Source organism: Paenisporosarcina sp. TG-14, assembly GCF_000297555.1.
GTDB classification, from domain to species: Bacteria; Bacillota; Bacilli; order Bacillales_A; family Planococcaceae; genus Paenisporosarcina; species Paenisporosarcina antarctica.
In genome coordinates, this window is the sequence record NZ_AMGD01000005.1 from 15,454 (window position 1) to 36,190 (window position 20,737).

The 20,737-nt window shown below is 37.1% G+C and carries 21 protein-coding genes and 1 other annotated feature; of the genes, 6 read left to right on the plus strand and 15 right to left on the minus strand.

The window, feature by feature from the left end; translation table 11 throughout:
* The first annotated feature begins 13 nt into the window (after positions 1-13).
* From C406_RS0101735 to C406_RS0101750, 4 genes are all read left to right on the plus strand, one after another.
* Entirely contained in the window at positions 14-1,207 is a 1,194-nt protein-coding gene (locus C406_RS0101735) for a bifunctional 3,4-dihydroxy-2-butanone-4-phosphate synthase/GTP cyclohydrolase II (protein WP_017378863.1), read from the plus strand.
* Between the two features lie 16 nt (positions 1,208-1,223).
* Positions 1,224-1,691, plus strand: coding sequence for a 6,7-dimethyl-8-ribityllumazine synthase (gene ribH / locus C406_RS0101740; RefSeq protein ID WP_017378864.1), 468 nt, complete (start codon positions 1,224-1,226; stop codon positions 1,689-1,691).
* 65 nt (positions 1,692-1,756) lie between these two features.
* Complete coding sequence (locus C406_RS0101745; RefSeq protein ID WP_017378865.1) at positions 1,757-2,284, plus strand: histidine phosphatase family protein; 528 nt, start codon at positions 1,757-1,759, stop codon at positions 2,282-2,284.
* Positions 2,285-2,412: 128 nt separating this feature from the next.
* Positions 2,413-3,573, plus strand: a complete 1,161-nt coding sequence (locus C406_RS0101750) for a class I SAM-dependent methyltransferase (protein ID WP_017378866.1) — start codon at positions 2,413-2,415, stop codon at positions 3,571-3,573.
* A gap of 103 nt (positions 3,574-3,676) precedes the next feature.
* Here the strand turns inward: C406_RS0101750 and C406_RS0101755 are convergent, their stop codons facing one another.
* The 3 genes from C406_RS0101755 to C406_RS0101765 are packed head-to-tail and all read right to left on the minus strand — an operon-like array spanning position 3,677 to position 5,815.
* The gene (locus C406_RS0101755) at positions 3,677-4,336 is read right to left on the minus strand and encodes a diphthine--ammonia ligase (protein ID WP_017378867.1); all 660 of its coding nucleotides are present in this window, start codon (positions 4,334-4,336) and stop codon (positions 3,677-3,679) included.
* A gap of 2 nt (positions 4,337-4,338) precedes the next feature.
* Positions 4,339-4,827 (minus strand): hypothetical protein, encoded by a 489-nt coding sequence (locus tag C406_RS0101760; protein ID WP_017378868.1) that lies wholly within the window; start codon positions 4,825-4,827, stop codon positions 4,339-4,341.
* Complete coding sequence (locus C406_RS0101765; protein ID WP_017378869.1) at positions 4,817-5,815, minus strand: GNAT family N-acetyltransferase; 999 nt, start codon at positions 5,813-5,815, stop codon at positions 4,817-4,819. Before C406_RS0101765 ends, C406_RS0101760 begins: the two co-directional genes overlap by 11 nt.
* A gap of 109 nt (positions 5,816-5,924) precedes the next feature.
* Here C406_RS0101765 and C406_RS0101770 point away from each other — a divergent pair, with 109 nt between their 5' ends.
* A complete protein-coding gene (locus tag C406_RS0101770; RefSeq protein WP_017378870.1) occupies positions 5,925-6,179 on the plus strand; it encodes a hypothetical protein in 255 nt (84 codons plus the stop codon).
* A gap of 608 nt (positions 6,180-6,787) precedes the next feature.
* On the opposite strand, the gene C406_RS0101775 is transcribed toward C406_RS0101770, so the two are convergent.
* From C406_RS0101775 to C406_RS0101815, 9 genes are all read right to left on the minus strand, one after another.
* Entirely contained in the window at positions 6,788-7,480 is a 693-nt protein-coding gene (locus C406_RS0101775) for an HAD family hydrolase (protein ID WP_017378871.1), read from the minus strand.
* A 130-nt stretch (positions 7,481-7,610) separates the two neighbouring features.
* Entirely contained in the window at positions 7,611-8,549 is a 939-nt protein-coding gene (locus tag C406_RS0101780) for an HD-GYP domain-containing protein (RefSeq protein WP_017378872.1), read from the minus strand.
* Positions 8,550-8,774: 225 nt separating this feature from the next.
* Positions 8,775-10,316 carry a flotillin family protein gene (locus C406_RS0101785; protein ID WP_017378873.1) on the minus strand — a complete coding sequence of 514 codons (1,542 nt, stop codon included), beginning with the start codon at positions 10,314-10,316 and terminating at the stop codon, positions 8,775-8,777.
* Positions 10,317-10,333: 17 nt separating this feature from the next.
* Positions 10,334-10,855 (minus strand): hypothetical protein, encoded by a 522-nt coding sequence (locus C406_RS0101790; protein WP_017378874.1) that lies wholly within the window; start codon positions 10,853-10,855, stop codon positions 10,334-10,336.
* 406 nt (positions 10,856-11,261) lie between these two features.
* Positions 11,262-11,900 carry a pentapeptide repeat-containing protein gene (locus C406_RS0101795; protein ID WP_017378875.1) on the minus strand — a complete coding sequence of 213 codons (639 nt, stop codon included), beginning with the start codon at positions 11,898-11,900 and terminating at the stop codon, positions 11,262-11,264.
* A gap of 108 nt (positions 11,901-12,008) precedes the next feature.
* Positions 12,009-12,380 carry a YobA family protein gene (locus C406_RS0101800; protein WP_017378876.1) on the minus strand — a complete coding sequence of 124 codons (372 nt, stop codon included), beginning with the start codon at positions 12,378-12,380 and terminating at the stop codon, positions 12,009-12,011.
* A gap of 5 nt (positions 12,381-12,385) precedes the next feature.
* Positions 12,386-13,696, minus strand: coding sequence for an RNA-binding domain-containing protein (locus tag C406_RS0101805; RefSeq protein WP_017378877.1), 1,311 nt, complete (start codon positions 13,694-13,696; stop codon positions 12,386-12,388).
* Positions 13,697-13,784: 88 nt separating this feature from the next.
* The gene (locus tag C406_RS0101810) at positions 13,785-14,243 is read right to left on the minus strand and encodes a GNAT family N-acetyltransferase (RefSeq protein WP_026045572.1); all 459 of its coding nucleotides are present in this window, start codon (positions 14,241-14,243) and stop codon (positions 13,785-13,787) included.
* 2 nt (positions 14,244-14,245) lie between these two features.
* Positions 14,246-14,713: a hypothetical protein gene (locus C406_RS0101815; protein WP_017378879.1), complete on the minus strand. Its 468-nt coding sequence runs from the start codon at positions 14,711-14,713 to the stop codon at positions 14,246-14,248.
* Positions 14,714-14,959: 246 nt separating this feature from the next.
* Here C406_RS0101815 and C406_RS0101820 point away from each other — a divergent pair, with 246 nt between their 5' ends.
* Complete coding sequence (locus C406_RS0101820) at positions 14,960-15,745, plus strand: HAD family hydrolase (RefSeq protein ID WP_017378880.1); 786 nt, start codon at positions 14,960-14,962, stop codon at positions 15,743-15,745.
* A 90-nt stretch (positions 15,746-15,835) separates the two neighbouring features.
* Here the strand turns inward: C406_RS0101820 and serA are convergent, their stop codons facing one another.
* From serA to C406_RS0101840, 3 genes are all read right to left on the minus strand, one after another.
* The gene (gene serA / locus C406_RS0101825) at positions 15,836-17,422 is read right to left on the minus strand and encodes a phosphoglycerate dehydrogenase (RefSeq protein ID WP_017378881.1); all 1,587 of its coding nucleotides are present in this window, start codon (positions 17,420-17,422) and stop codon (positions 15,836-15,838) included.
* Positions 17,423-18,583 carry a pyridoxal-phosphate-dependent aminotransferase family protein gene (locus C406_RS0101830; RefSeq protein WP_017378882.1) on the minus strand — a complete coding sequence of 387 codons (1,161 nt, stop codon included), beginning with the start codon at positions 18,581-18,583 and terminating at the stop codon, positions 17,423-17,425.
* Between the two features lie 54 nt (positions 18,584-18,637).
* Positions 18,638-18,874, minus strand: a binding site (T-box leader).
* Between the two features lie 172 nt (positions 18,875-19,046).
* On the minus strand, positions 19,047-20,537 hold the full coding sequence (locus C406_RS0101840; RefSeq protein ID WP_017378884.1) for a DASS family sodium-coupled anion symporter: 1,491 nt from the start codon (positions 20,535-20,537) through the stop codon (positions 19,047-19,049).
* Positions 20,538-20,737: the final 200 nt, after the last annotated feature.

A 20,737-nucleotide genomic window follows, 5' to 3' on the forward strand; every position in this document is an offset into this window, starting at 1 on the left:
AAGGAGAATTCTTATGTTTTATACAGTAGAAGAAGCAGTTGAAGTATTAGCAAAAGGACAAGCCATCATAGTGGTGGATGACGAAGATCGTGAAAATGAGGGAGATTTTATTGCTTTGGCAGAATTTGCTACTCCTGAAATCGTCAATTTAATGGCTACTGAAGGAAAAGGCTTAATTTGTGTCCCAGTGGCAGAAGAAATTGCACAGCAACTACAATTTGGTTTAATGACAGACAAAAACACAGACCCATACGGTACAGCATTCACAATCAGTGTTGATCATAAAGATACAACAACTGGCATCAGTGCATTTGAACGGTCTCATACCATTCTTCAAATGATCAACAGTGAATCTAAAGCAACTGATTTTAAACGTCCGGGTCATGTCTTTCCTTTGATTGCCAAAAAAGGCGGAGTATTAAAGCGTGCAGGACATACGGAAGCAGCTGTCGATCTAGCCTTGCTAGCAGGATCTCCTCCAGCGGGCGTCATTTGTGAAATTATGAATGAAGACGGTACTATGGCAAGACTTGATGACCTCGTTATCATTGCGGAGCGACTAAATATCGGCATCTTAACTATTGCTGCGTTGATTGCTTACAAACGTGAACATGAAAAACTAATCACTCGAGAAGTCGAAACCTTGTTACCTACTGAATTTGGTGATTTCAAAATTGTTGGTTACACCGAAACATTTACCGGGAAAGAACATATCGCTCTTGTTAAAGGGGAGATTTCAAGCGACACGCCTGTTCTAACTCGTGTTCATTCAGAATGTTTAACTGGTGATGTTTTTTCATCTCGCAAATGTGATTGCGGAGCTCAGCTAGAGGCTTCACTTAAACAAATTGAAGCAGCAGGTTCAGGTATTTTACTCTATATGCGTCAAGAAGGCCGTGGCATTGGTTTAATAAATAAACTAAAAGCATATGCACTTCAAGATCAAGGGTTAGATACTGTTGAGGCTAATCACAAGCTAGGTTTTGCAGATGACTTGCGCGAATACGGGATTGGCGCACAAATTTTACGAGATCTAGGTGTACGGAAAATGAAGTTGCTTACAAATAACCCTCGAAAAGTTGCCGGGATAGATGGATACGGTTTGGAAGTAACTGAACGTGTGGCTATTGAAATCCCTGCTCATGAAGAAAACGAAACATATTTGAAAACAAAACAATCGAAGTTAGGTCATTACCTAAGTTTCTAAAGGAGAAAACACATTCATGACTACACATTTAGAAGGATATTTAATTGGCGCCGATTTGAAAGTAGGAATTGTCGTTGGACGTTTTAATGAATTTATTACGAGTAAACTATTAGGTGGAGCTGAAGATGCTCTTAAAAGACATGGTGTTGATGATGCTAATGTGACTATCGCTTGGGTACCTGGAGCGTTTGAAATTCCTCTTGTAGCTAAACAAATGGCCGCATCTAAAAAATATGATGCCGTAATTACACTTGGAACGGTTATTCGTGGCTCTACACCACACTTTGACTTTGTGTGTAACGAAGCTGCTAAAGGTGTTGCAAATGCAGGATACCAACATGATGTTCCCGTTATCTTTGGCGTATTGACTACTGATACGATTGAACAAGCAATTGAACGTGCAGGAACAAAAGCTGGCAATAAAGGCTGGGAATCTGCAACTGCCGCAATTGAAATGGCTAATTTAATGAAAAAATTCGCTTAATTTATTACCCTGAAGCCTTATGCTTCAGGGTTTTTTCCATTTTAAGGATTGGGAGTGATTTAGTATTGAAAACGTTATACTTCGTTCGACATTGTTCTGCGACCGGACAGATCTCTGAAGCTCCATTAACTGAACTTGGACACCAACAGGCACAGGAGTTGGCTTCTTTCTTCAAAGATATTCAGATTGACCACATCATCTCGAGTCCTTTTATTCGAGCTCAAGATTCAATAAGTCCAACTGCACATGAAAAAAACCTTTCGCTCATTATCGATAACCGGTTAGCAGAAAGAATATTGAGCACGTCCGATTTACCAGACTGGCTAGAGCTTCTTGAAAAAACCTTTACAGATTTAAACTTGAAATTTATTGGTGGAGAATCTAGTCGCGAAGCTACTGACCGTGCCATCGAAGTTGTTAAAGAAGCATCGAGCAATTGTATATTTGTTACACACGGTAATTTATTAAGTCTTCTTTTAAAACATTTTGACAGTTCAATTGGATTTTCAGATTGGAAATCACTTAGCAATCCAGATATTTATCAAATCACGATTACCAATAACAAGAGCATAATCAAGCGTTTATGGACATAATGAAACGAGCTTTAACTTTTCATTTTATGTTCTAGTCCAGTCACATCCAAATGAAATCTCAAATTATAAGTTAGACGTAGTGAATGTGTTAAAATAGCGAAAAGAAACTTAAAAAGAAGGCGAACCTTATGGAATATCAAGAAATGATTATCCAATTAACTGCATTAATTAACAACAAGCAGTTGATATCTGCAACAATTAGCCAACCTCGAGCTAATTCAGATGAAGTAAAACGTGTAAAACTCAAGCCGATTGAATTAAAAGGTATATACCATATTCAGTTTGAATATCAGTACGAACGCATATTAAAACACGAAAATCTTGAACTCGAATTGGCGAGTGAAAAGTTAAATCATTTGTTGAAGCAATACAGACAAGTACAAGCTGAATTTCAAGAAGAGAAAGTACATATCCAGCTATCGAAAAAATTCAAAGTTTTATGGAAATCAGATCTTGTTCTGTCTCAAAAAGTGGTAAATCTTTCTCATAACAGAAAGAAAAACTATTTGTTGGACGAAGACACAGCCTATCCCTTTTTAATTCGATTAGGTGTTCAAACTCCTGATGGCAAAGTTAAAAAGCAAAAGCATGATAAGTTTCGTCAAATTAACCGCTTTGTCGAGTTTATTGATGATGCACTCGACTACCTTCCGAAGGACCGGCCCGTTCGAATTTTAGATTTTGGTTCTGGTAAATCATATTTAACTTTCGCGCTATATCATTATCTACACATTGAAAAAGGCTTAGATATTCGTGTCACTGGTCTCGATTTGAAAAAAGAAGTTATTGAAGAGTGTCAACAAATTGCTAGTGATTTGAAGTATGACCATCTTGAGTTTTTAGTTGGGGATATTAATGACTACAACGAAGAAACGTCTGTTGATATGGTCGTAACGCTTCACGCATGTGATGTTGCCACTGATATGGCACTTGCTCGCGCTGTAAAATGGGGAGCGAAAGTAATTTTAAGTGTCCCTTGTTGTCAACATGAGTTAAATGCCCAGCTTAATAGCCCCACACTCGATTTAATGTTACAGCATGGCCTTGTCAAAGAACGTTTCGCTGCACTTGCAACCGATTCAATAAGAGCCGAGCTATTAAAACTCGTTGGCTATGAAGCACAGTTACTCGAATTTATTGATATGGAACATACACCGAAAAATATTTTGATTCGAGCATATTTCACAGGGAATAAGCCCACTTTAGAAGAACAAGTAAAATACCGAGCGTTTGTAGATTTTTTACAAGCCAAGCCTTTTTTAGAGAATGAACTTAAAGACTATCTATGATTACTATTTGATACATGGGTCGCAAAAAAGACAATCCTCTATATCTGAGGATTGTCTTTTTGTTTAATCCAGCTCTTGGCTTTGCTACCTTACTAAAACTCACTTATTCTTTCAAGGAGACGTCTAAGAACACATATCCCTCATTCTCACGCACTTCTCCAAATGCCACTGGGACGCGAGATGAGAAGATTGGTCCATCAATCACAACTGTATGGAATTCACCATTTTCTCCACAAGAATCGATTCCGAGTGCTTCTAATTCATCCATCAATTCGCGTGTGAAAGTTCGTCCAATGTATTCACGAGACATCATTCCTGTATTGATTACGACAATCACCGCTTCAAAACCGACTTCTAATAGCTCTTCTAAAATCGCACGACGAGGCTCTTGCCAAAGTGGATGGATCGGTACAATATTCGATTTTTCACAAGTTTTTTGCACCCATTCAAGATGGCCTTGTAAATCAATGTCACCAAATACTCCATGTGTAATTTCATCAGCTCGACATTCATCCATGGCATCAATAAACTTCAATTCGTAGTCGCTCCAACCCGCTCCGCGGATCATTAAAGGAATACCTATACGCTCTGCTTGTGCGAGTACTACTGAAAATGGCAAGGCGTGTGACTTAGACACTTCTTCATCTTCTTGAAACATTGTGAGCAATCGTTTTGGCTTCATACCTGATTGTACCGCGCGATAAAATGCCATTGCTGAATCTTTTCCACCACTCCATGAAGCAACAAAAGGTTTATTTTCCATTGTCAAACTCCTAACTCTGAGCCATCACGTATTTCAATAGCGTTTTTTGAATTCTTTAATATAGCACGTACTTGTTTTTTATATATGGTTTCGTATTGATAGGTCCACTTAAACATTCGACTATACATTTTCCATGTAGGTGTATAACTCGCATGTTCAATGCCTCTTTTTTGTTGTATAAACCTCCGTGAAATCCTGTAAATACGTACAGATAAACTTGGATGCAAAAAGAGAATTTGATCTGCTTCTTCAAATGTCTTTAACGACCAGCCTAAATGGGCACCTTCGATAATCCAAGATGGTTCACTTAATATCGCTTGTAATTTTGCATCTCGTAGTTCCTCTGAATTTCGACAATCACCTATTGTACTTCTCGACCATACCACATCATCTAATGAATACATGGAAATTCCTTTTTGTAGGGCCAGTTTCCGTGCAAGTGTGGTTTTTCCACTTCCCACTGACCCTACAATACGTATTTTAGTTGCCATGCGCCCAAGCAATTCGATTATCAACTGTACGTACCATGCGTATCATAAACGTTTGATAGCCCAGCTTTGGCCAAAAGTACGAAGCTAGATGGTTAGGCGTATGCCAGTCTGCTAGTGAATAGTCGTATCCCAACTCTTGTAACTGAGCGTGACTCGCATCTGCAAGTGCTTTCCCTACTCCACGGCCTCGGTATTGTGGATTTGTAGATGCAGTTGGAAGCTCCACTGTCCGATCAGGTGTATACATATTGGCGGAAGAATCAGCTTCATAATAGACATGGAAGCCTACTGGAATACTGTCTTGTTCACCAATCATCACAATAGCCTCGGCATCTTTAGCTAGTGCTGCATATCCACTTTTCACATCTTCTAGTGATTCTTTAGTAATTGGATTCCAAGAAGGGGCAGATGCTTGATGAATACTATTCCAGCGCGACATACGCTTAAGAATCTCCGTATCGCTATCTGCTAACCGACGAATACGTAAAGCACTTTTTTCTGCCTCTTTTGCTTTTGGTTCATAGTTTTGAATATCGAGAATTGCATATTTTTGTTCGAACCGGAATCCTTGTTCTAACCATTCATATACATGTCGATCATAACCGATTGGGACGTATACTATATGTTGGAAATAACCACCAGCTATCCATTCCGCACCAGCTTCAGCATACAATAGACGTACTAGCCTCGGATGTGCATCTTCTGCAATCGCTAAACCTAAATAATCGATGATAATATGTCGACCTTTTTTTGCATCTTCTCTAAATTCATACAACATATATCCAATTACTTCGTCATTACGAAGTGCCACTATACCATTAACGAATGGTTTTTCACCTTCTTTTCTTAGAAGGTTTTCCGTTTCTTTTGAGTCTTCAAAACGAGATGGTAAGAATGAATAGCGACTACGTTCCACTTGATGTCTTTTCGCTAAAAGAATTGCCATAGCCGGTAAATATTGCTGGTCAAACCCAACAAATTGAATCATTTGAAGTCCCCCCAAGTTTGTAATATCTTGCTTTTTTAGTATTCCATGAGTTCCCTTTCTATCCACAGAGCTAGTTGCTATACTTATTACATTAGAAAGGGGATAAACCATGGAGTTAAAACGAGTTGCTTATGGCGTTATTATGGCCGCTACGCTAATTTTTGTTCGCTTTATTGATATTTATGTTTATGATATGTCTACTTTTATATCTATGATTATCATCATTTTAATAATGGTCGTAAGTTACAAAGTGGTTGACCGTTCTACATTTTTCGACCGACAAATTTCAAGGAATACATATTACGTGATGAATACACTCATCATTGCTTTACTAATCTTCGTTTATTATGCTATCGAATCGTAAAGCTGTGAAGAGAAATCTATTCTCTGGCCGGTTTTGTAAGTTTAGGATGGACTCGTTGTATTTGTTAGAGTTGCATAGTCTTCTTTATAAATGTTATCGATAACTTCACAAATCTCATTTAGGTATCGTGACCATCCTGACTACCTGTGTTCTACTACATTGAGTTATGCCAATTTTATTGGGGTCAAAAAATCACTTGAAAATACAAATGATGTTATCTACAAGATTCGACATAATAATCAAGTTTCCTTTATTTTATGCTTAATCCTATAGGTTTATTGTTCCGATTTAGATAGCCCATGACTTATTTATAGGTAGTATGTTCAAATTAAAAAAGAGGGCTGTCCCAAAAGTCATTTAAAATGACTTTTATGCTCAGCCCTCTTTTTCATATTAAAATTGGCTCGGTTAACAATTGATTTCCGTTACAACGACTCTTTCTTGTTTCAAAGCTAATGTAGCGATGCAACGCCCTTTCATGTTTCGAAGCTAGCGCAGCGATGCAGAAACAGAAACATAAAACAGGTGGAGAAAAATATGTCGTTTTCTCCACCTGTTTTATTTTAAGGACTATTAGACAGCCCCATATTTTATAATTGATGTTTGTTTCATACCCGATCATCTTTCTCTTCTTTTGCATGTAATTCAATTGGATTATGCACTTTCATTATTGACAAAATTTCTGGTAGTGTATCAATTATATTGTCTGCAAGTAGATTTTTATATTGCCCATTCCTTTTCCAAATTGTCATTAAACCTACTTTTCTGGCAGCTTCTATGTCGTTTATTGGGTGGTCTCCCACGTAGCAAGCTTCACTAGCCTTCACATTTATACGTTCCAACGCACGTTCAAAAATAGCGGCATCTGGCTTTGACATTCCTTGCGATTCTGAAATTAATACAACATCGAAGAATGATTCGATAGAAAGAGCCTCCATACTAGCTTGTTGACCGGCATGGCGACCATTTGAAATAAGCCCGAGCAGAAAATTTTGACACTTTAAAAGAGTAAGTGTTTCAATTAATCCTTCAAAAGGAACGCAAAATTTGTGAAAATGATTGATATAGTCTTCAAATAATAATTTCTCTATTTCTGCAGATAAATCGATTTCTTTTGCAATTTGTCTATAGACGATGTCTTTAGGGACATAGCCATTGGCATCTAATTCAACAACTCGCTTTACAAATTCTTCTTGTGTCAACGGAAGTTCAAACTTTTGGTGCTGTGCTTTACAAAAAACTAGTAATGTTGCTTCGCGGTTAAGCAATGTTCCATCCAAATCAAATAATATTGCTTTCAACTATTATCACTCCTATTAAGAAAAGTGTAACGCTCCTTCTAGCTCGACACAAATATTCCAAGTACGAAGCTTTTGTTAGTTATACTTTCTAATCTACAGAAAAAAAGACTTGGACAAATTCTCCAAGTCTTTATCTCCATTTAAATTGTTGATCGTGCAATAGTTTCAAGAATGCGTCTACCACTACAGGATTGAATTGCGTTCCTCTTCCTCTAACAATCTCTTGGATAGCTTCTTCAATCGAAAAGGCTTCACGGTAAATTCGATTTGTTATCATCGCGTCAAATGAATCAACCACTGACACAATCGCAGCCTCTAATGAAATTTCTTCCTCTTTTAATCCATTAGGATATCCTTTTCCATCAAATCGTTCATGATGCTCTTCCACTATATATGCCGAATCTCGCAACCACTTTACTTCATGATTACGCATCATTTGCGCCCCAATTGCACTGTGAGTCTTCATAATACACCACTCTTGGGCAGTTAGTTTTCCTTTTTTATTTAAAATTTCTATAGGAACTGCTAATTTTCCTATGTCATGGAAATAAGCACCCCAACGAAGCTTGGTTACTCGTTCAACTGGTTGTTCAAGCTTCTTCCATAGTTCAATAGAATAGTCTTTGATTCGTGAGCAATGATGATACGTGTAGCCATCAACCCGTTCAATAGCAGCTGCATCTCTTTGAACAAGTTCGGTGTTTTTAAAATTAGTTTCAAATTCATCAACTGACATTTCCACAAAAATTTCAACCTCATGTTCACTATAAAACGACAGCAACTCCGAGTAATTAGATGCATCTAATGTATCGCCTTCTCGAAGGAAGAATGTCTTTCCTTCATATTGCACTTCAATTTCACCATGAACAACCGTATACAGTTCTGTTATTTGACTGCTTTTTTCTGATGAATATCGCACCCAAAATGAACGCTTTGCCAACAACGAGAAAAGACTATACGCGATAGTTTCAGTTTCTCCTATATAAGTCGATACAGCATGACCAACATCTATACGGTCAAGCACACGATTTTCTTTAATGTATTTGATTTGATCAATCGTTAACTTCATAGGTTCCTCCATGCAAAAAAACAATCTTCTATTGTTTATACCCTTTCATTTACTGTAACTTTTATTGTGATATTTGTCACTATATATTCGGATAAGTGGATAAAAATTCAAATTACATAAATGGAGATTTAATCTTAGCCGCCTGCCGAGTTCAAGTGTTTAGCTCTAAAAGCTTATACTTTCTTATTAAATTTAAAAAGCTCTCCAGTTGGAGAGCTTTTTAGATCAAACGGATATGTGTTCTTCGGCTTTATCTTCTTTTTTCTTTTCCTTCATCTCATAAGATATGCGATCTAAACTTGGACGGATCGTTCCTTTACCGGAATAGTTTTCGATCATCTCTTTCAAATCAACACCTGAGGAAGCCTTTAATGTTTCTTGTAGGGTAGACATTAAATTTGTTGCATACGATGTGATTTTATTGGCTCCTCCACCTTCGCCACCACCCGTATCAACTACAGTAATCTTGTCAATATTAGATAACGGACTTGCAATCTGCTTCGCATATTCTGGCATCATATTTACAACCATATCAAGAACGGCAGCTTGACCATATTGTTCGAATGCTTCAGCTATTTTCCATTTCGCTTCTGCTTCAGCAAGACCTTTAAGTCGAATGATATCTGCTTCTGCTTCACCTTGTGCACGCTCTGAGTCGGCTTTCGCTAATCCGTCAAGACGTACTTTATCGGCTTCAGCTTTCGCTCTTGCTTCGATTCTATATTTTTCTCCATCAGCTTCAGCCATTTCACGCGATTTCTCAGCTGCTGCTTTTTGCTCAATTGCGTAACGATCAGCATCAGCTTTCTTTTTAACCTCAGAGTCGTATTGTTTTTCCCGACGCAAAATTTCTTTCTCTTCAAGTTCAATTTGCTTTTGACGCTCAATAATTTTAATTTGCATTTCTTGTTCCATTACTTCTTGTTTTGAGCGTGCTGTTTGAAGTTCGTATGCTTGGTCAGCTCTAGCCTTGGCAACATCTTGTTCAAGGCGATATTCCGCCACCTTTAACAAATTCTCTTTTTCTGCTAAAGCAATTTCTGTTGCACGTTCAATTTCATATTGCTGTGCCTCTTTTGCAGCTTCAGCACGTTTAATACGAGTTTCTTTATCGGCATCTGCTGTTGCAATGTCAGCATCTCTTTTCACTTGTGCAATACGAGGTTTCCCAAGGGAATCCAAGTATCCGTTTTTATCACGCACATCTTTGATAGTAAAGGACACGATGATAAGTCCCATTTTCGCTAAATCTTGCGAAGCGACACGTTGAACTTCTTGTGAGAATTTATCACGGTTTTTATATATTTCTTCAACTGTCATAGAACCTAAAATCGACCGTAAGTGACCTTCTAAAACTTCTTTTGCTTCATTTTCACGATCTTCTTTTGATTTCCCTAAAAACTGTTCTGCAGCAGTAGCGATTTCAGAAATCGATCCGCCAATTTTAATAATGGCTGTTCCATCTGCCATTACGGGTACACCTTGTTCTGTATACACTTCTGGCGTCATTACTTCTAATTTGCTTGATAATAAGCTAAGTGGTTTTGCTTGTTGGAACACCGGTAAAACAAATGTACCACCACCACGAATAATTTTTATTTTGTTACCTGAATCATCTGTATGCACGGTTTTTGACCCTAAATAACTCCCTGTAACAATCAATGCTTCATCTGGACCAACTGTTTTGTATTTCGTCACGTATACCGCAATAATTGCAATTAATAGAAATACTACTACCCCAATAACTACACCAATACCTAAATCCACTCTCAATTCCCCCATTCTTATTTCATGAAATCAAATGCTTCGTATTCTCGAACGAGAAACGTCCCTTCTTTTACATCAATCACTAACACTTCTTTGCCATAGTCGATTTCTTCGTTATCGAATCCAATTGCCCGTTTATTGATTAACCCGTTCACTGTTTCGATAACAATTTCACCATAACCATCAATGGGAATTGGTGTAATTACCTTCCCTACTTGACCAGCTAAAGACTCGTCAGTATATGCCATTGATACCTCTGCTGATGACATCGGAAGTAAGATAAAAAAGTATAATAAAATATCTAAAATCACCCCGACTACAACACTAACAATTAAAATAAACCAACTGTTCCAAGATGTCGAAACTTCGAGCACATAGCCAGTTGCTGAAACTAACGTTCCAAATGCCATAATGACGGAAGGATTAAAAAAAGGAATACCTTCATCTATCCCTTCTATTACATCTCCGAAAAATACATACAGAATTGTCGCAGCTCCCACAATGAGTAATACATATAAGTAGATTTGTTCAATCGCCACACCAGACACTCCCATTTCAGCAATTCTTTAGTGATACCTATACTACGATTTCCTTTGATAAAAGTTTCATTTTTCAAAAAATATTATATTCTACTAAAAAGTTGGGGGGGCTAATAGTATATAAAAAAACAGATGGAGAAAAAGAGTCCACTGAAAAAGTCTATCTATCATTTCTTGGTCTAGTACAGGTGATTTCAAGCTTGCATAGCGATGCAGCGCACTTTCATGTTTCGAAGCTAGCGTAGCGATGCAACTCACTTTCATGTTTCGAAGCTAGCAAAGCGATGCAGAAACAGAAACAGAAACATGCGTCCGCTTGTAACCGAAATCAACAGCTATATTTTTTAATATGAAAGGGGCTGCCCTTAAAAGTCATTTTAAATAACTTTTAGGACAGCCCCAGCTTTTATTCTTTTATAAGTAGTCCTAGGGATTTTGCAAACCCCATCGCTTGTTCAGGTGAGACGGTGCATCCTGACAACTTTTCTACACTCACCGTTAGTTGTTCATATGTACATGTGCTTAAATCAATATTTTCTAAAAACGTTTCTGTAAAGTTGGAACCATCTAATTCACATTCATTGAATTCCACTTTATCAAATATACAATCGAAAAAATCAGCTTTATTAAACGTATTTTGCTCAAACTTCACTCTTTTCATTTTACTAAAACTAAATGCAGCATAATTCGCCACACAATTCTTCATTGCAACATGCCCAAAGCGACTTTGTGTGCACTGTATTCCTACTAGTTTTGACTGATAAAACTCCACTCTATGAAACACAGATTCTCCAAAATCCACATTGGACAAGTCACAGCGTTCAAACTTACAATCGATAAATTCTACTTGATCAAAACGAACTCCATCAAAAACCACGTCACGGAAATGTACTTGATCAAAACTTATTTTGTTCTCTGGTATTTCTAAAACGTTCCAATACGACACAATTCCCCGGGAAATAAATCTCTCTTCCTCTACGTCAATTAAAGTCGAAATATCTAATTCTTCGAGTAGTGACGGGATTTTCGGCTTATCTATTTTCAAACTTGTACACCTCTTATAAGTTAATATTAATCTTTTCATCCTACTCTTAAAGGTGTAATAAAACCTTAATTTCTATAAAAGTTCTTATCACATTAACCGTTCTTATTTTCACTTAATTATTTCTACACTATCAGCACTCGCTTGTCCTGGAGAAGATTGATCGATTTGGCTATACGTGACGCGAACAGAGTCAAACTCTTTCACTTTTTTTAATTGATCAATTGACAGTGTAAACCAAATTGCTTCACTGATATCTTTGAGCATTTCTTGTTCTGTTTGCCCATCTAATTCTGTTGCATCCTTCCCACTTATCACTAACATACGTGCATCATCTACTTTGGCAACTGTGCCTTCTATTGACATTGAATTACCAATTTGAGTTGGATTATTTTGATAAAATATCGTAATTGACACCACGATAGCTGATATAGCAATGAGCGTTAAGATTACAACTAAAATTACGGCTTTTTTGCCTTTCATACTTCTCATTCCTCCTGTTTTGTATTGGCTAGTGTATATATACGTCCTTTTCGCTCTCCTATTGCTACGAGTTGATTCTTCGTAACCATGTCACGGACTATTTGAGTTACGCGAGATGGAGAAACACCTAATATTTTTTGTAAGTCTACATTTTTCGCATGTTTATGCTCAAGTAAATAGGACATAATAGCATCCTCATGTGTCATTTCTTGATGAGTTGATGTTCGCTGGTTATTGTTACTTACTTTTTCGACTTGTTCTTTTCTTGGAAGCCTGACGCTTATGCTATCTTTCTGAACAGAAATTTTAGGTTTCTCATCACCGTCACTATAACTATCTATAATTTGACGAATTCCGTCACCACGTCCATCAGTTAAACCAAGGTCAACAAACAGTGCATGTAATAGCGGATTTCTACGGACAATTCGTGCTCCCTTTTTTATTGACTCTATTGATAAACCTTTTATTAAAGTTCCAGGTGATGCTATTTCCATACGATTGGCAAAAATAATAACAGATACATCACCTTCGATAGAGTAGTCTCGATGAACAAACGCATTAACAACACTTTGTTGAACCAGCTCTTTAGGATATAAAGATTGGACTGTCTGTAACATTGTCATAATTCTACTGACTTGAGTTACAATTGATCCAGAAAAATCACTCACTTGTTGGCAAAATGAAGTAGACCGGTCTCCACTGTATTGCAATAATACTGACCGTGTATGAGAAGAATCCGCTAACCATGAACCTAATCTTGTTAGAACAAATTCACCATTATTCCATCTAATAATACTGTAAGAAGCTAGAACATCTTCCAAATTTTCTTGCATATTTTTAAATCTATCTGTTGTGGTATTCGCATTCTGAATAATATCAAACAGACCTGAAAAATCTTTTGCACGGAAAGTAGTATTGGTTAGTGCATTTTCCGATTCGTCTAAATAACGTAATCGCAGAAAACCATGAACTTCATCTGCTGTTTTTAACAATTGTTTTTTTGAGCCATATCGAACATAGAGGTCTCCAAATAACGTATCTCTTTGACGGTAGACGTGTTCAGTTGCTGTGACTCTCACTTCTAAAATAACTTTGCCATCTATATGTTCTTGAATGATTTCAACTAGAGGCAGAGGCTCTACCATTTTACTCAATTGGTCATACACTGCATTTTCCTCTGCTAACGGATTTTCTAACCCTAAAATATTTTTTTCGTCGCTCATTCCAATCTTTATGATGCCACCGGTTCCATTTGCAAATGCAATAACTTCTCTATACAGCTTGTTCGTTACTTTATCTTTATATTCAATATTCAATCCGTTCACCACCTATCGATAATTGTTATTACTAGTATATCGATAAAAGTTTAAATCCTCCAATAAAAAAAAGAGCTAGTTAACTTCCCTAGCTCTCAAATGTGTAACATAAGCGAATCATATCGCGACATAGCAATCCATTTTCATAAATCGGTTCATCATAGCTTCGGGTAAAATAATCGAAATCGACACCCACAATACGAAATCCGCATTGTTGATACAGCTTTAATTGATAAATACTTGAATTACCTGTCCCTATTTCTAGTTGTGCATATCCTCTTTTAGAAGCTTCTTCAATTGCATGAGAAATTAATTGTTTTCCTAGGCCTTTTCCTTGAAAATCTTCATGGACAGCGACACTCATGATTTCTACTACAACTTTCTTCGTTTCTTTAAGCACATATACAGCGATAGCTTCGCCTGACTCTTCCCCTACATAGACCGTGCTACTTTTTATATATCCTTCTACAATTATACGACAAGGATCAGCAATTTCTAGTAACTTCCATGGAGGAGTTTCACCAGGATTTAATTTACGAATTAACATCATTATTTTGAAGAAAGTTCGAAGCCTTCACTTAATAAGTACTCTTCAGCTTCACCAAATGACTCATGGCTTTCTTCCAAGTTGTGTGAGTGGTAAATATTCCAAAGAGTGTCTTCATGAACAAGTTTCAATTCTTGTCCTTCAGCATTCCTCCACACTTGCTCTTCTACAACTTCTTCTTCAAACTGTTCTTCTTCAGACAAGATGCCAATTGAATCAGCAATCATCTCACGTAACTCTACTTCCGTCGCTTCACGAATATTAGTCATTCCTTTATTATCTGATTCGTATTTTTTTAAATCTCCAACAAATACAAAGCCATTACCGTTAGGGTGTAGGTGATAAATGACTGTTTTTTTATCATATAAACTACCTTCAAAGTGATAGTTCACACGCTTTAACGAAACATCTTTTTTCGTTAGTTCAGGAAATGATTCAATAATTACTTGTTTTTGTTCAAATGTTAACATAATAATCCTCTTTTCATAATGGTTCTTTGGCTAATTATAGCACATGAACACGGTAAATTTTGTTGACACTATAAAACAATAACAGCTATAATCACAGTCATATATGAAAGTGAATTTTGAAAAAATAGTGAAATTATATATGACTTCTGAAAGTATTATTTTGTGAATATTTCAGTCATATTATTCATTTCATCGATATTTAGCTAAGATTTTTCTCTATCAATTATATTAAGGATGTGTCCATTTGTGATAAAAACGATTATTTTCGATTTAGATGATACATTATTGTGGGATAAGAAAAGTGTAGAAGTTGCGTTTCAGGAAACTTGCCAATTTGCCGCAAAAAAACTTCAAATTGACCCTGCCCTTTTAGAAGAAGCTGTTAGGTTTGAAGCAAGCGAACTCTATGCCTCTTATGAGACCTATCCATTTACTAAAATGATTGGCATTAATCCATTTGAAGGACTATGGGGTACATTTGATGATGTGGGTGAACAGTTTCAGAAAATGAAAGAAATTGTTCCCGCATATCGCATAGAAGCATGGACTAGAGGATTGCGTAGAATGGACATTGACGATCCAGAACTTGGAAAACAATTAGCTGAGTATTTTCCAAAAGCACGGAAAGCTAACCCTTTCATATACAAAGAAACATTCCAGGTGCTTGAACGTCTTAAAGATTATTACCAGCTTGTACTCTTAACTAATGGTTCTCCTACATTGCAAAAGACCAAACTTGAAATAACATCAGAAATTGCACCTTATTTTACCCACATTATTATTTCAGGCGCATTCGGTAGAGGAAAACCTGATCCTTCCATTTTCGAATTTGCTCTCTCTCAAAGTAACTTACAAGCAGATGAAGCCATTATGGTCGGCGATAACTTAATGACTGATATTTTAGGAGCTTCTAGAGCAGGTATCCGCTCTGTATGGATAAATAGAGAACTCAAACAGCCGGATAAAGAAGTAAAACCTACATACGAAATCACTAACTTGGAAGAACTATTTCCGATTTTAGAAAACTTATAGTTTAAGCCTTTAAAAGGGTAATAAAAAAGTATGGAAAAATCAATTATGATTTTTCCATACTTTTTTTGTTATTTGTCCATTTTCGACCTTCTATAAATCAATCGCAATGACATCATCAATGTCTTCTAACTCTTTCAATCGTGCAATTTCATTCGGCTCGATGTGTTTATCAATTGTTAACATCATAATCGCATCTCCACCAAGCGCTGATCGCCCTACTTGCATCGTGGCAATATTGATATTTTCTTTTGCCAACAATGTACCAACACGGCCAATTGCACCCGGTTGGTCTGTATGTTTAATAAATACAATATGTCCTTCTGGAATAACATCTACAAGATAGTTATCTACTTTAACAATACGCGCTCCCAAGCCATTTAAAAGAGTACCTGCTACTTTTCTAGTACCGGTCTCTGTTTTCACTTCGACAGTTATTAAATTCGTGAATCCTTTTGAAGCAGATGATTTGTGTTCGTTGACCTGAATCCCAATACGATCTGCAAAGAATTTCGCATTCACTTCATTCACATGATCACCAAGATTACGTTTCAAAATTCCTTTTAACGTGTTACGAGTCAATGGGCTCACTTGAAAATCTGCTAAATCACCAGAATAATAAATATTAACTTCTTCAATTACTTCGTTTGTTAATCCAATTACAAACGCTCCTAATTTCTCAGATAAATCGAAGTAAGGCTCAATTTTTTTCATAATTTCTTTTGAGACAGATGGAAGATTGACCGGATTACGAACCAGTCCACCATTTAGGAAATTAACGACATCTTGACTTACGTCTACCGCAACACTTTCCTGTGCTTCAATTGTACTTGCCCCTAAATGGGGTGTCGCTATTACTTCAGGAAGAGTAAGGAGCTTGTGATTCACAGCTGGTTCTTGTTCAAATACGTCTAAAGCTGCCCCAGCCACTTTCTTAGAAACGATGGCATCATATAATGCCTCCTCATCAATTATGCCTCCTCTAGCACAGTTGATAATTTGAACACCGTCTTTCATTATTGTAAAGGCTTCTGCATTAATTAAATGCTTTGTTTCTTTCATTAGAGGCGTGTGAACTGTAATAAAGTCTGCTTTTCGCAGTACATCTTCTACAGAACCAAAGTCAATGCCCATCTTCAGCGCTTTTTCAGCCGTTAAAAAAGGATCATAGGCAATTACATTCATTCGTTGCCCTTGCGCTCTAGCAGCTACCTCCGCTCCAATACGACCAAGACCTATGACACCAAGAGTTTTGTTTTTTAGTTCAACTCCTACGTAAGTCTTACGATCCCATTTATTGTTTTTCAAGGCATGAAATGCTTGTGGTATTTTTCTTGCAAGTGACATCAGCATAGCCATCGTATGTTCTGCAGCAGAGTTGGTGTTTCCATCAGGTGCATTGACGACAATGATTCCTTGTTCAGTAGCTGCATTTAAATCGATGTTATCTACACCTACACCTGCACGACCTATGATTTTTAAATTAGATGCTTTGGCAATAATATCAGACGTAACTTGGGTTTGACTTCGAACGAGCAAAGCATCAAAATCATTTATACGATTTGCCAATTCCTCTGGTGACCAATCCGTTTCGATGACAATATTCATTCCCTCCGCCTGTCTTAGCGGATAGATTCCTTCTTCACTTAACGGATCACTGATTAATATGTTAAAAGCCATTTAGACTAACACTCCTTGATTTAAGTAAATTTTTTGAGCCGCAGCTGTTCCCGTACCTAACACGATATCTTTACCAATTAACTGTAATCCAATTTCCACCGTACTAATTATTTGAAGAACATCAGCTGGTGAACAGTAACCCATATGTCCGATTCGAACTATTTTACCTGCTAAATGTTGCTGGCCGCCCGCAATAGACAGTCCAAATTCTTTTTTCAACACTTTCCGAAGTTCTTCCGCATCAAAATCATTCGGTTTTACAGCTGTGACTGTAGGAGAAGCATGCTCATCACTTGTCAATAAAGGGATTCCCATTGCATGAAAAGCCGCACGTGTCATCTGCATCATTAATGTATGCCTTTTGTAAACTTGTTCTAGTCCTTCTTCGTCTATTAAGTTTAGAACTTGTTCCAACCCAAATAGTAAAGACAATGCAGGTGTAAAAGGTGTTGTATCTTTTATTAAATTATCACGATATTTTTTTAAGTCCAAGTAAAAACGAGGTTGGTCATTTTGCTCGATTATCTTCCACGCTCGTTTACTGGCAGCTACAAAAGTTAATCCTGCAGGTAGCATGAATGCTTTTTGAGAGCCCGTTACCATGACATCAATTCCCCACTCATCCATCTGAGTATCTACACCACCAACGCACGAAACCCCGTCTACAACTATCAAAGCGTCACTTACTTGTCGAACAGCTTCACTTAATTCTTTAATGGGATTCAAAATGCCGGTCGAAGTTTCACAATATGTAGAGAAAATGGCTTTTATTTGTGGATGTTCTTGTAAATAAGATTGAATGGCTACAGGGTTTAGCGCTTTGCCCCATTCAACATCAATTCTTTGATAGTTAATCTGGTATGCTCCACAAATTTTTGTGAAACGGTCGCCAAAAGCGCCTGTGACAATAACTAATACCTCATCACCTGGATTAACTACGTTTACTACAGCAGCTTCTAAACCAGCTGTCCCGCTTCCTGTAATGATGGCTACTTCTTGTGAAGTCCCAAAGATCGCCTTCAATTTGGGCCCTATTTTTCTTAGCATATCAGACGTATTTTGTCCTCGGTGCCCAATCATAGGTTGAGTCATAGCACGTTGAACACTTGGTGGTATCGGGCTCGGTCCTGGAATTCGTAGAATTTGTTGATCAGCTAACATAATCATTCTCCTCTCGTTTTTAAAACCAAAAAAAACCTTTCTCCTCTTACTAGTGTAAGGGGCGAAAAGTTTGTAACTTACGCGGTACCACCCTTTTTTGCTACCCTTTTTAACAGAGCGCAGCCTCATTGGTTAACATGCTTAACGTGCATGAAGCGAATGAGCTTACAAATAAGGATTCAACTCATCTATTCAAAAGTGCTACATTATGTAGAAATCGCTGATTCTCACCAACCATCAGCTCTCTAAAGATTTCAAACCCATAAGGCGTATCTTTATCAACATATTTTAATAAGTATGGAATTTCATTAAGAATAACAAAATTCAGATAATTGTCAATACGCATTTCTCCTATTTAATCAATGTAACCGTTTACTTTAAAAATAAATATTTATTATTAATTTTTTGTCTATTTATACCAACAAAAGATGCTCACTAATCTGAGCATCTTTTGTTGCTGATATTATAACAATCCAATCCATTTCCAATAAGTAGCACTAAATAATAAAATGAGTAAATAACCAGCAATGGTTAAGGGTACCCCGGATTTCAAGAAATCTTTTACGGTAAAAGCACCTGTTCCATATGCCAACATATTTTGAGGAGCACTTACTGGTAATAGGAAACCAAAACTAATGACAAATTGTTGAATTAACACAAAACCAATTTCATTCACATCAAGCGCAATGGTTGTTGTTAGAGCGATAAAGATCGGTATCAGAGCTGACGATAAACTGGTGGCACTAGCAAATCCTAAATGGATTAAAATATTGAATAGTGCTAACAAGGCTATGGTTGCCAAAATCGGCATCTCATCAAGTCCCATTGAACCGAATACTTTATCTGAAAGCCACTGTGCACCTTGTGTATCTAAAAGGATCGTTCCAAGCGAAATACCAACTGCAAAAACCAAAATTGTTCCCCAGGGAATTAGTTTTTCAACCGTTTTCCAATCAAATACCCCTATTTTGGGGGTTAATAAAAAGGCAATTGCAATAATGGTGACAGTTGTTGTATCAAATGGATGCAATTTTTCTTCTGTTGCCCAAAAGAATAGGAGCAGCACTGAAACTATTATTAATCGTAGTTCAGAAGATTTAAGCGGTCCTAGTTCTTTTAATTGGCCAACAACCAATTCTGTTCCGCCTTCTACCACTTTAGTTTCAGGTTTAATTATTTTCATCATAATGAAATACAAAATAACTGACATGATAATCGACCATGGTGCTGCGTACATAAACCAGGCACTCCAAGAAATGGTGACACCAAATTCTTTTTCGATAAATCCTAGAGCCACCATATTTTGAGCAGCACCAGTTTTAATTCCGACATTCCAAATTGATACAGACTGAACAGCTGTAATGACAAGCAACGCAGCTAATCGACTATTCGATGGTAGTCCAAATGCAGCAACCATCCCAAGGAGAATTGGTACAACAGCACCAGCACGTGCAGTCGCACTAGGAACAAAAAATGCTAATACGATTGAAACTAAAATAGCACCAAACACAATACTTCCAGTTTTAGTTCCGACTCTCGACAGAATCCATAAAGCAAGTCGCTTGTGTAAATTAGTTGCTTGCATGGCAGTAGCTAAAAATAAAGCAGCAGCTACTAAAGCGACAGCCGGATTACTAAATCCACCTAAAGCCATTTTAAGTGCATTTTTTGTTCCCAGCATGATTGATGGATCATCGATACTCGGAGCAAGCCCTAAAAGTATAGCGATTAATCCAATTATCATGGCAGCACTGACGGGATAGGAGACGGCCTCCGTTACCCATAAAATAACGGCAAATGCTAAAATTGCTAATCCCCGCTGTCCTGCTACAGGCAAGGCCTCTGGATTTGGCAATAAAACAATAGTGATTAAGACGATGAATGCAAGAATAATCCAAAGAGGCTTACTATTATTCTTTTCTTGTTTCCTTGGCATTGGTATTTCAGAAGTCATTCCAACCAACCCTTTCCTATTATTTTGAAAAATTTTTCAAGATAAATTTAAAGACATTAAACAAATTTGGATACACATAATAAGAAAGAATCTACTGGCTATTACTTTTAGCTATTTTCTCACTAGAATTTGTGAATGTATTACCCTTCCATTATGTTCTTATTTCTTGAAAATATCGCAATATATCTAAAATATTTAAG

Bases quoted from the DNA above. Each gene is read 5' to 3' on its own strand.
- C406_RS0101735 (WP_017378863.1), top strand. From the start codon at position 14: ATGTTTTATACAGTAGAAGAAGCAGTTGAAGTATTAGCAAAAGGACAA.
- C406_RS0101770 (WP_017378870.1), top strand. From the start codon at position 5,925: ATGGAGTTAAAACGAGTTGCTTATGGCGTTATTATGGCCGCTACGCTA.
- C406_RS0101755 (WP_017378867.1), bottom strand. From the start codon at position 4,336: ATGGAAAATAAACCTTTTGTTGCTTCATGGAGTGGTGGAAAAGATTCA.
- C406_RS0101815 (WP_017378879.1), bottom strand. From the start codon at position 14,713: ATGTTAACATTTGAACAAAAACAAGTAATTATTGAATCATTTCCTGAA.
- C406_RS0101765 (WP_017378869.1), bottom strand. From the start codon at position 5,815: ATGATTCAATTTGTTGGGTTTGACCAGCAATATTTACCGGCTATGGCA.
- C406_RS0101810 (WP_026045572.1), bottom strand. From the start codon at position 14,243: ATGTTAATTCGTAAATTAAATCCTGGTGAAACTCCTCCATGGAAGTTA.
- C406_RS0101760 (WP_017378868.1), bottom strand. From the start codon at position 4,827: ATGGCAACTAAAATACGTATTGTAGGGTCAGTGGGAAGTGGAAAAACC.
- C406_RS0101830 (WP_017378882.1), bottom strand. From the start codon at position 18,583: ATGTTAGCTGATCAACAAATTCTACGAATTCCAGGACCGAGCCCGATA.
- C406_RS0101750 (WP_017378866.1), top strand. From the start codon at position 2,413: ATGGAATATCAAGAAATGATTATCCAATTAACTGCATTAATTAACAAC.
- serA (WP_017378881.1), bottom strand. From the start codon at position 17,422: ATGGCTTTTAACATATTAATCAGTGATCCGTTAAGTGAAGAAGGAATC.
- ribH (WP_017378864.1), top strand. From the start codon at position 1,224: ATGACTACACATTTAGAAGGATATTTAATTGGCGCCGATTTGAAAGTA.
- C406_RS0101780 (WP_017378872.1), bottom strand. From the start codon at position 8,549: ATGAAGTTAACGATTGATCAAATCAAATACATTAAAGAAAATCGTGTG.
- C406_RS0101840 (WP_017378884.1), bottom strand. From the start codon at position 20,537: ATGACTTCTGAAATACCAATGCCAAGGAAACAAGAAAAGAATAATAGT.
- C406_RS0101800 (WP_017378876.1), bottom strand. From the start codon at position 12,380: ATGAAAGGCAAAAAAGCCGTAATTTTAGTTGTAATCTTAACGCTCATT.